This window comes from Bacillus sp. L75 (assembly GCF_003676355.1).
GTDB lineage: Bacteria > Bacillota > Bacilli > Bacillales > Bacillaceae > Bacillus > Bacillus velezensis.
The window spans coordinates 1-12,836 of the sequence record NZ_ML064929.1; the positions used below are offsets into that span (position 1 = coordinate 1).

A 12,836-nucleotide genomic window follows, 5' to 3' on the forward strand; every position below is an offset into this window, starting at 1 on the left:
TTCTCGGCATGTTCGTCAACACGCTGGCCATCAGAACGGAGCCGAAAGGAGACAAACGGTTTACCGATTACTTGGCGGAAGTCCGCCAGGCGGCGCTTGAGGCGTATGAGCATCAGGACTATCCGTTTGAAGAGCTGGTGGAACGGCTCGGGGTGCAGCGGGACATGAGCCGCAATCCGCTGTTTGATGCGATGTTTATTCTTCAGAATATGGAGCGAGAAGAGATAAATCTGGCCGGTCTGAAGGTGTCACGATCAGAACATACCGAACATGATGTATCAAGTTTTGACCTGACCTTATCAGCGGCTGAATCCGATGGAAACATCCGCTTTGAAATGGAATTCAGCACCGAGCTTTTTATGAAAGAAACGATTGAACGCTGGATGGGCCACTTACTGAATCTCTTGCGCCATGTTGCCGCCGAACCGGAAGTCACACTATCGAAAGCTGACATTTTGGATGAAGAAGAAAAACAAAAGTTACTGATTGAGTTTAATAACACACAAACCGAATTCATGGAAAAACACAAACTGTTTCACCAGTTGTTTGAAGAGAAAGCAGAAGAAACGCCTCATCAGACCGCTGTTATTGAAGGAACACAACAGATCAGCTATTCGCAGCTTAATGAGCGGGCAAATCGGCTTGCGCGAACATTACACAAATATGGATTCGGTCCGGGAAAAAGAGCAGCTATATTGGCAAACCGTTCGATTGAAGCGATCGTCAGTGTTCTTGCCGTCATGAAATCGGGAGGGGCGTATATACCAGTTGACTCCCATTATCCTGAGGAACGGATTCGCTATTTATTAAAAGACAGCGCGGCATCCGTCTTGATGGTGCAGTCAGAATACAAAGAACTTGCTTCACAGCTGACGGATCACAATTTATTTCTCATTCAGCTTGATCATGAAGATCAATACGATATTTGTGCAAAGAATATTCAGCCGGCAGCGTCACCGGATGATACTGCATATATCATATATACTTCGGGAACAACGGGAACGCCGAAGGGAGTCGAAGTCAGAAATCGCAGCTTTACGCATGCAGCACTTGCATGGCGCAGGATTTATGAGCTTGATCTTATACCGGTCAGAGTGCTGCAGATGGCGAGTTTCTCATTTGATGTATTTTCAGGAGATCTTGCACGCGCCCTGCTAAACGGGGGAACGCTTGTCATTTGTCCGGATGACGTCCGGCTTGAGCCGCAACAGCTTTATCGGCTCATTGATCAGTACCGTATCACGTTTATGGAGTCGACACCCGCGCTGATTGTTCCGTTTATGGAATATATATATCGCCGGAAGCTCGCGCTGCAAAGTGTAAAAATACTGGTACTGGGTTCAGATATGATCAAGTCGCAGGATTTTTATACGCTTCATGAACGCTTCGGAAAAGAAATGCGGATCATTAACAGCTACGGTGTAACAGAAGCGACAATTGATTCTTCGTATTATGAAGCCGAAATGAGCGAAAAGCCGCAGGAAGATGATGTGCCGATCGGTGTTCCGCTTCCGAATGTACAAATGTACGTCTTAAACAAAGACAAACAGGTCCAGCCGATCGGCGTTTTCGGAGAGCTGTATATCGGAGGGGCCGGCGTCGCCAAAGGATATTGGGGACAGCCTGAGCTGACAGAGGGCGCATTCAGTGACCCGTTACAAACGGGAGAAACGCTTTACAGAACCGGAGATCAGGCTTGCTGGCTGCCGGATGGTACTCTTCGTTTTCAAGGGCGGATTGATAAGCAGGTAAAAATCAGAGGCTACAGAATTGAGACGGGAGAAATAGAAAGTGTGCTTTTGAAACACGATCAAGTCAAAGAAGCGGCTGTTACCGTGATGAAAGATGCCGAAGGACAAGCCCGATTAGCGGCATACATCGTTCCTAAAGAGGCCGATATCTCATCACTTCGCCAGTCTCTAATGCAGGAGCTCCCGGCTTATATGATGCCGTCCCATATTATCGGTTTAGACAGCATGCCCCTGACACTGAACGGCAAACTTGATAAATCGGCATTGCCGGCAGAAGAGATACATTCATCCCAGGCATTTGTCGCGCCCGGCGATGAAAAACAGGCGATGTTATGCCGGATTTGGGAAGATGTGCTTCATATTCAGAAAGCGGGAATCCATCACTCTTTCTTTGAGCTTGGGGGAGATTCCATTAAGGCGCTTCAAGTGTCAGCCCGACTCGCCGGAGAAGGCTGGAACATGTCGATCCGCGATTTGTTTCAATTCCCGACGATTGCAGAACTCGCGAAGCACCTCACGCCGGCTGTTGCAACTGCTGATCAGGGGCCGATAGAAGGAAGCGCTCCGCTGACACCGATCCAGCAGAGATTTTTTGAGGAGCCGGGTGCGTTTGAGCTTCATTATAACCAAGCGGTCATGCTGTGCAGTGAAGACAGCCTCGAAATAGATGCGCTGTATCAGGCGGTTTGCGCGCTGACCGAACATCATGATGCGCTGCGAATGACTTTCACTGAAAATGAGCATGGGGAAACGGTTCAATATAATCGCGGAATCACAAAGCAGTATGAAGAAATATTTACGCTTAACGTCATAGATATTTCAGAAGAAACGCAGCCCGAAAAACGGATAGCCGCTGAGGAAAAAGAAATACAGCAGGCTATGCGTCTTGATCAGGGGCCTCTGCTTCATCTCGGAGTGTTCCGTCAGAAGGAAGCCGACCATCTTCTTATAACGATTCATCATCTTATCACGGACGGCGTGTCATGGAGGATATTGCTTGAAGATCTGCAGACAGCTTATCAGCAGGCATTGGACGGCAAACAAATCGAACTGCCGCCGAAAAGCGATTCTTATATAAAGTATGCCGAAGAACTTTTTGACATTTCCAAAAGCAAAGCATTGCTGGAGGAAGCCGCATACTGGGACAGCGTGATGTCTAGTGAAACAGCGCCGCTGCCGAAAATAACTGATGAAAACGCCGGACGATTGCAGGAAAACGCGCGCACTGCATCGTGGATATTAAGCAGCGAAGTCACGAAACAGCTGCTGTTGGAAACACAGCAGGCATACGGAACGGATGTTCATGAATTGCTTTTAACGGCGCTTGGAATGGCGCTTCATGAGTGGACGGGTTCTGAACAGATCCTTATCAGCACTGAGGGGCACGGGCGCCAGGGGCATATGCCTGACATTGATATGTCAAGAACGGCAGGATGGTTTACATCTGTTTACCCGGTGCTTTTGGATATGAGAGTGTCGGGAGGCTCAGGCGAAAAAACCGCTCACCGCATAAAGACGGTAAAAGACATGATGAGACGGGTTCCTCATCACGGAACCGGCTACGGGCTGCTGAGATATTCGCGAAACATTCTTTATAAAGACCCAGAAATAAGCTTTAACTATCTCGGTGCGTTTGACGGTCTTGAAGGGACACTGAAGATGTCACCGTTCAAGCCGCAGCATGATATAGCGGCCGGGCGCATCCGCGAATTTGATCTGGATATTAACGCGATGGTGGCGGCCGGGCAACTGGAGGTAAAAGCCGTTTATACCGATGTATTTGCACCGGGGGCAATCGAGTTCTTCATGAATCGTTTCCATACTCACCTCGAGGACATCATCGCCCATTGTTCCGGCAAGAAAGAGCGGGAAAAAACATTAACGGATTACAGCCATACAGAATTGACCGCTCAAGCACTATCAAGCATTGAAGATCTCGTAAAAGGACTTTAATTTCATAAAAAGGTGTGTGGCATTCGTGACACAAGCGACAGAAATTCAAGATATTTACCCTTTATCATATATGCAGGAAGGCATGCTGTTTCATTCGCTTCTGGATTCCGGATCAAACGCATATGTCGAGCAGATTTCGTTTACGGTCAGCGGGGATTTATGCATTGATACATTCCAAAAAAGTCTGGATATGCTTGTCAGCCGTTATGATATTTTCAGAACGATTTTCATAAAAGAAGTGCCTGACCTTGAAGGACCGCAGCAGGTTGTCCTTTCACGCCGTGACACAGCCGTACAGACTGAGAACATTTCAGACTATTCGGAAGAACGGCAGCAAAGCATCATTGACAAATTCAAGGAAACCGACCGGCATAAGGGGTTTGATCTGCAAAAAGGCCCCTTAATGCGCCTGACTCTTTTTCAAACGGGAGAAAACCGTCATACATGCGTTTGGACTCATCATCACATTATGATGGACGGCTGGAGCTTGGGAATTGTACTGAAAGATTTCTTCAGCATGTATTATGCGATCCGAAACGGGCGGCCTGTAAACCTCGGCAGTCCGGCTCCTTACAGCACTTATATCAAATGGCTCCGAAGCCGGAATAAAGAAGAAACGTCAGCGTTCTGGTCGCGCTGCTTGGAAGATTACGGAGAAATCGTTTCCGTTCCGCAAACGAAGAATAAGCCGGCGCAGAACGGTTATGCATCTGAGCATTTTCAATTTTCCCTTGAGTCTGAAACCGTGCAAAAACTGACAGACATTGCCCGAAGCACAGGGGTCACGCTGAATACTATATTTACGGGCATTTGGGGCCTGCTTCTCCATCGTTACAACGGGACTGAAGATGCGGTCTTCGGTTCGGTTGTTTCCGGCAGGCCGTCAGCTATCGCCGGCATTGAATCCATGGCCGGACTGTTTATCAATACCGTGCCGGTAAGGGTGCGCGCGGCTGGTGATATGACTTTTTCTTCTCTTCTCAAAAAGGTGCAAAAAGAGTCACTCGCTGCGGAAGAGCACAGCTATTATCCGCTTTATGACATCCAAAACGAGAGCGGCCTGCAAAAAGATCTCTTGAACCACATCCTGGTTTTTGAGAATTATCCGGTTCAGATGCAGACTGCGGTAAACGGCTGGCAGCAAACGGAAAGCAATGCGCTCTCCCTTGAAAACTTTTCGATGGCGGAAGAAACCAATTACGATCTTAACGTCGTCATCGTTCCGGGAGAAGAGTTTTATGTGAAATTCAGCTACAATGCGGGCACCTACGATCGGGAAGACATGAAACGGATCAAAGGGCATATTCTGGAGGTCATCTCCTGTGTAACGGAAGATCCGGACAGGCTTTTATCAAGCATCAGTCTCGTACCTCCGGAGGAAGAAGCCCTGATTCATTCGTTTAACGAAACGAACCGTCCGTACCCTGAGACAACCGTTCATGGGCTGTTTGAAGAACAGGCGGCAAAAACGCCTGACCAAGAGGCGTTGAGATATAACGGGGTAAGCTGGAGCTACAAAAAATTAAATCAGCGGGCGAATCAGATTGCCCATGCGTTAAGGGAAAAAGGCGCCCGTTCCGATCAGATCACCGCTGTTATGCTGCGCCGATCAATGAGTACGGTTGCCGCTCTGCTCGGAATTTGGAAGTCGGGCAGCGCCTATATGCCGATTGATGCGGAATTTCCGCCTGAACGGATTTCATTTTTACTGAGAGACAGTGAAGCCTCACTGCTCGTGACTGAAAAAGACCTGCTCCCCCTCATTCCGCCGCATTTCAAGGGCAGCGTCGTCATCTTGGAGGAAACGGTTTCCCAGCAGACCGCACCGCTTCCGCCGGTATCTGACAGCGGAAATTGGGCGTATGTCATTTACACCTCCGGAACGACAGGCCGGCCGAAAGGGGTGCTTGTACAACACAAAGCGATCAGCAATACATTGCAATGGCGGCGTGAAGAATACGGGATGACAGAAGGGGACATAGCGCTTCATCTTTTTTCATACGTATTTGACGGGTCATTAACGAGTCTTTTCACTCCGCTTCTGTCGGGCGCCTGTGTATTGTTAACTGATGAAGATGATGCGAAAGACGTCCTTTCAATAAAACAGAAAATCACCCGACACGGAGTGAGCCATCTTCTGATCGTTCCGTCTCTGTATCGCGTTCTGCTTGATTCGCTGACGAAAAAGGATGCGCAGACACTTCGGGCGGTGACATTTGCCGGGGAAGCGGCCACTCCTGATATCGTGGAAGCGAGCCGCGGCATATGCCCGAATGCCGAGCTGCTGAATGAATACGGCCCGACGGAAAACAGTGTGGCCACGACGATTCTGCGCAACCTGCAAAAAAGCAGCCGGATTACGATCGGGCGCCCGATTGCCAACACTTCTGTCTATATGATGCACGGAGATCGGCTGCAGCCGGTCGGAGCCGTCGGTGAACTGTGTATTTCCGGAAAAGGTCTGGCGGACGGATATTTCCAGCAAAAAGAGCTGACGGACAAAGTCTTTACCCCTCATCCGTTTCGTGAAGGTGAACGGCTGTACAGAACGGGAGATGCAGCCCGATTTTTACCGGATGGAACGATTGAATATATGGGACGCTTTGACGATCAGGTGAAGGTAAGAGGTTACAGAATTGAATTAGGAGAAATCGAAACGGCACTCAGAAGTCTGTCCGGGGTAAAAGAGGCGGCAGTCACCGTGCGCAAAATGGCGGACGGGGAACAGGAGCTTGCAGCTTATGTCGTACTGGAAAATGCGGGTGTGACATTTAAACCGCACGCTGAATTGGCCGGGAGATTACCTGCTTATATGATACCGGGAAGCTTTACCAAATTAACGGAAATGCCGCTGTCTGTGAGCGGAAAACTTGATCGGGCCGCACTTCCTGAGCCGAAAGAAACCGAGAGAACCGGTGATTATCAAGCTCCGCGCACAATGCTTGAGACTGAGCTGCTGTCTATTTGGCAAGAAGTGCTGAAACGGGAACACATCAGTATGAGAGATGATTTCTTCCAAATCGGCGGACAGTCGCTGAAAGCCGCGTCGCTTGTTTCAAACATACATAAACGGCTGCAAATTGAACTTGCCGTCCGCCATGTTTTTGAACATCCGACCATCGAGAGCATGGCCCGCTTCCTTGAACAGAGGAAAAGAGGAGAATATGCAGAAATCACGCCTGCTGTGGCAAAGGACTTGTACCCGCTATCTTTTGCGCAAAAAAGGCTCTATGCCCTTCATCAGCTTGCAGCGGACAGTACGGGCTATCATATGCCCGCTTGTCTGGAACTGAGCGGCAGACTCAACCGGGATCGTCTGCACGAAGCCTTTTCAGCGCTGTTACAAAGGCATGAAGCGTTACGCACTTCATTTGTTTTACGAAACGGGGAGCCGATGCAGCACATACATGCACATGTCGATCTTGACCTCACAGAGATTCACATGCCATCCGGGAACCTTCTTCAAGAGGTGATGGAAACTTTCGTCAAACCGTTTGACGTGGAAAAAGCGCCGCTTTTGAGAGTGACTTTAGCCAAAGTTACTGAAGAACGTCATTTTCTGCTGCTTGATATGCATCATCTTATCGCAGACGGTGTGTCAATGAGCGTTCTGATTCAAGAATTGACGGATTTGTACAGAGGAAAAGAGTTGCGGCCGTTAAAACTCCAGTACAAAGATTTTTCCGTCTGGCAGCATGAGCGGTTTGCCGCTGAAGAATTCAAAAGACATGAGCGTTATTGGCTGGATGCGATCGGGGAAAACATTCCCGTTCTTGATCTGCCGCTCGATAAAAAGCGCCCTCAGCTTCCTGATTTCAGCGGGTCCGTTGTTCGAACGCGCCTTCAAAAGGAAACGGCGGAGAACTTGCGCCGGCTCATGGATGAGACGGGTTCGACACTGTATATGATTCTTTTGGCAAGCTACTCCTTGTTCCTTTCTAAATTGGGCGGGCAGGAAGACATTGTCGTCGGTTCACCTGCGGCCGGCAGAAGCCGCGCTGAGCTTGACGGGGTCATCGGCATGTTTGTAAATACCGTGGCAATGAGAAGCAGGCCGAAAGGGGATAAGACATTCCGCGCTTATTTAGAAGAGGTGAAAATGCTCGCCCTCGGCGCGGCCGAACATCAGGACTTCCCGTTTGAAGAACTTGCCCAAAAGCTTGATACACACCGGGAAGTCAATCGCAATCCGCTGTTTGATGCCATGCTCGTTTTGCAAAACAGTGATAATTTCGAAGTGAACCTTCCGGGCTTATCCGTTTCTTCACATGCAGTGAAGCATGACATTTCAAAATTCGACTTGACGCTTCATGCCGAGGAACGGCCGGATGGCTCACTGGATTTTCATTTTGAATACAGTACCGCGTTGTTTGAAAAAGATACGATCGAACGGTGGGCCGGTCATTTTAAAGAGCTTTTAGGACAAATCGCAGCGGATTACGAACGGAAGCTGTCTGACATTCATTTGCTGGGCATAAACGAGCGGCAGATGCTTCTTCAAGCGGAAAATCAAACGGCGGAGTATCCGAGGCATGAAACGATTGTCAGTTTATTCGAAGCACAGGCGGAAAAAATGCCGGATCAAATTGCAGCCGTCATGTCTCATGAGCGTCTCACCTACCGCGAGCTCAATGAAAAGGCGGATCGAATCGCCGATATGCTGTCGGAAAACGGCATCCGCTCCGGACAGATTGTCGGATTTATGACCGAACGATCTCCGGATATGCTGATTGGGATTCTCGGTATTTTAAAAGCGGGAGGAGCTTATCTGCCGATTGATCCTGACTATCCGGACGAGCGGATTTCATTTATGCTGACTGACAGCGGCGCGCGTGTTCTGTTGACGCAATCGGGTCTTGGGATATCCGGAATGGACGGGCTGCCGGTTTTATACATCGATAAGCCTGAATCCGTTTCAGCAGACAGAACGAAAGAAATAATAACGCCTGAACAGCCGGCTTACGTGATTTACACATCGGGCACAACAGGAAAACCGAAAGGCGTTATGACGGAACACCGCAATGTCATCAGCCTTATCACACATAAAGGACTGCCGTTTGATTTCGGCTCTGAAGACGTCTGGACGCTGTTCCATTCCTATTGCTTTGATTTTTCTGTCTGGGAAATATTCGGCGCGCTCTTATACGGCGGAAAGGTAGTTATCGTGCCGAAAGACACAGCCCGTGATCCGCATTTGTACCGGCAGCTGCTGCAAAGTGAAGGCGTAACGGTGCTGAACCAAACGCCGACGGCTTTTTCCGGACTCATTCATGAAGAGGCCGGGCATACGGACAAGCTGAAGCTTCGATATGTCATTTTCGGCGGAGAAGCGCTTCAGCCCGGCATGCTGAAAAGCTGGAAAGAGAAGTACCCGGAGACGGAGCTTGTTAATATGTACGGTATTACGGAAACCACGGTTCACGTCACATGCAAAAAACTGAATATGGATGATATTGAGAGAAACAAAAGCAATATCGGCAGACCGCTGGAAACCCTTCATGCTTTTGTTATGGACGCCTATATGAATCCGCAGCCGATCGGAATTCCCGGTGAGCTTTATATCGGCGGGGAAGGCGTCGCGAGGGGATATGTAAACAGGGATGATTTAACCGCCTCCCGTTTCATCACGAATCCGCACGTTTCCGGCATGCGGCTCTACCGGACGGGTGATATCGCCAAAAGGCTCTCAAATGGCGAGCTGGAATATGTCGGGCGGAAAGATGCGCAAGTAAAAGTCAGAGGCCACAGAATTGAGCTGGGAGAAATTAAATCAGCGCTGCAAGAGCTTTCCTCCGTGAAAGAGGCCGCCGTGATCACACGTGCTGATCAGCACGGTCAGCACTCCATTTACGCATACGCGGTCTTACACGGGAACGAAAAGATAAAAGAAGCAGAGATTCAGGCCTCTCTCAGAGCTTTTCTGCCGGAATATATGATTCCCGCCCGCTTGATAGCGCTTGATGAACTGCCTTTGACGGCGAATGGGAAGCTGGACGAGAAGGCGCTCCCGCAGCCTGAATTAAATGATAGCCTTGGAAATGATATCAGCCTGAGAAATGAAACTGAAGAAATGATGGCTGACATTTGGGAAGAACTCTTAGGTGTTGAAGGCCTCGGTCCCAATGCTCATTTCTTCCATCTCGGCGGGGATTCGATTAAAGCGCTGCAAGTATGTGCGAGGCTGAAACAGCAGGGCTATGAAACGACCGTCCGCGAGCTGTTCGAGCATCAGACACTGGGAGAAGTATCGATGCGGCTCCGGAAAGTCCGCCGCGTGATTGATCAGGCTCCCGTCACGGGAGACGTTCCGCTGACGCCGATCCAGCACTGGTTCTTGTCGCAATCATTGCCGCATGATCATTTTAATCAGTCGGTTATGCTCCGCAGTGCGGACAGAATCAATGAATCTGCTATGAGAAAAGCGTTGGCACAGCTTGCGGTTCATCATGACGCATTACGGATGGTATGCGGCACGCAAAACGGATCGGTGATTCAATATAACAGAGCGGAAAAGCTTTCTGAAGAAGAACTCTTTACGTTTGAAACGCTTGACGTGAGAGGGAAAGGGTCATTACAAGAGGAGCACGCCGCAATTGAACAGGCGGCCGCCTGTATTCAAACTTCCATTCGGCTGGAGACGGGTCCGCTCGTAGCTGTCGGATTATTTCACGCTAATGATGGCGATCATCTGCTGCTTTCCATTCATCACCTTGTCATTGACGGGGTGTCATGGCGGATTTTATTTGAAGATCTCACCGCATGCTACAGGCAGGTGCTCGAAGGAAAAGAAACCGCGCTTCCGGCAAAAACCGATTCCTATCAGACTTACGCGAAGCAAATCTCTGATTATGCTAAAAGCCGCCGGCTGTTACAGGAAGCAGACTACTGGTCCGAAAGAGAAAGAGCGGCGGTCGAACCGCTTCCGAAAGATGCCCGCATCTCTTCCAATCTTCTGAAAGATACAGATGTGATGACCGTTACATTGACGAAACAGGAGACTGAGCAGCTGTTAACGGAAGCGAACAGAGCATACACAACAGAGACGGGTGAATTATTGCTTGCCGCGTTAAGCCTTGCGCTGAACAGATGGACCGGAAACGAGACATTCAAAATCAGCATGGAAGGCCACGGAAGGGAAGAGCACTTGGAGCATCTTGATATCAGCAGAACAATCGGTTGGTTTACGTCAATTTATCCGGTATTGGTTGATGCAAGTTTTCAAGATCAGGCTGATGACGGCGAGCGGCTCGGCTATCACATTAAGCGGACAAAAGACATGATGCGCCGCATTCCGCATAAAGGAGCGGGATACGGGGTGCTGAAGTATATAAGCAAACTCTGGGAAGAGACTGAATCCGATTCTCCTGAAATCAGTTTTAACTATCTAGGGCAGTTTGACAGGGAGATCCGTTCCAGCGGCTTTGGTGTTTCTCCCGTAAAAGCGGGAAATGAAGTCAGCCCAGACTGGGAACGTCCGTACACACTTGATATCAGCGGCTCCGTATCGTCGGAATGTCTCAGCATGCATGTCGTGTACAACCGTTTTCAGTATCAAAAAGAAACGATTGAAGTTTTGACGGGATATTTTCATGCCTTTCTCAAGCAGATCATCTCGCATTGCACAGGCAAAGAGGAGCGTGAATGGAGCGCCGCTGATTTCAGTGACGAGGAGTTAACGCTGGAAGATCTGAGTGACATTATGGGAGCCGTCAACAAACTATAGAAAAGGAGTGGCGCAATGGGGCAGCAACCGGAAATACAAGATATATATCCTTTATCTTTTATGCAGGAGGGCATGCTTTTTCATTCTCTGTTGGATCATGACTCAAGAGCCTACTTCGAACAAGCGGTGTTTACGATCAACGGACAGCTTGACCGGGAACGATTCCAAAAAAGTATAGATGCTGTTTTTGAACGATTCGATATTTTCCGTACGACATTTATTCATAAGAATGTGGCGAAGCCCCGCCAAGTCGTGTTGAAAAACAGGCCGAGCCGCGTTCAGTTTCATGATATTTCTCATTTGGACGAGAAGGCACAAGACAAATATACCGACCGGTTCAGAAAAGAAGATAAAGATAAAGGCTTTGATTTGCAATCAGACCCTCTCATGAGAGTCTCCATTTTGAAAAAAGCGCCTGAACGCTATGTTTGTATCTGGAGCCATCATCATATCGTCATGGACGGCTGGTGCTTCGGGATTGTCATGAAGGAATTTCTGATGATCTATCAATCTCTGGGAGACGGGCGGCTCCCGTCTCTCGAGCCTGTTCAGCCATATGGTAAGTATATTAAATGGCTCATGAAGCAGGATCGTAAAGAAGCCGAGATTTTTTGGAAAACGAGACTTGCCGATCTTGAGCAATCGGCGTCTCTTCCGAAAAAATCCGCGGAACCAAATGGCGAACTTGAGCAGGCGGTTTTCACCATTTCTGAAGAGCAGACAAATGAGCTGAAGAACATTGCGGCAAGGGCGGGAGCAACGCTGAATACAGTGTTCCAGGCACTGTGGGGCATGTTGCTGCAGCGTGTCAGCCGCTGTGATGACGCCGTTTTCGGTTCTGTCGTTTCCGGCCGGCCGTCGGATCTCGCAGGCGTGGAAAAAATGGTGGGACTGTTTATTAATACGATTCCCGTGCGGGTGAAAAGCGGTTCATTTTCTTTTCTGGAGCTCGTCAGGCATTTGCAGCAGGAGACGCTGCAAGCAGAAGCGTACAGCTATTATCCGCTGTATGACATTCAAGCGCAAAGCCCTTTGAAGCAAGCGCTGTTTGACCACATTATCGTGTTTGAAAATGTGCCGGCCCAGCGTGAAATTGAAAATGTGAGTCAGTCCGGTTCATTTGATTTTGCGGTAGAAGATTTCACGATGGAGGAAGTCACAAACTACGGATGCAGCATAAAGGTGATTCCGGGAAATTCTCTTTATATCCGCTTAAACTTTGATACCGGTATCTACGACAGCGTTTTTATGAAGAATATCGAAACATTTTTACGGCATATGATGAATTCAGTCATCTCCGATCCTGAAATTTGCGCCTCCGAGATCGCATTGCTTGATGCGCGTGAAGCCAGAAGTATGCTGGATGCGTTTAACCGTACAGAAACGGTTGAACCGCCGGCTCCGACGCT

General features: G+C 49.0%; 3 protein-coding genes. All 3 read left to right on the forward strand.

Translation table 11 applies throughout. From position 1 onward, the window contains the following. Positions 1-3,704: non-ribosomal peptide synthetase (locus tag D5S11_RS19520; RefSeq protein ID WP_128424639.1), on the forward strand; the 3,704-nt coding region annotated here is incomplete at its 5' end. Between the two features lie 25 nt (positions 3,705-3,729). After that, entirely contained in the window at positions 3,730-11,427 is a 7,698-nt protein-coding gene (locus D5S11_RS19525; RefSeq protein WP_108724930.1) for a non-ribosomal peptide synthetase, read from the forward strand. A gap of 15 nt (positions 11,428-11,442) precedes the next feature. Then, positions 11,443-12,836: condensation domain-containing protein (locus D5S11_RS19530; protein WP_241211472.1), on the forward strand; the 1,394-nt coding region annotated here is incomplete at its 3' end.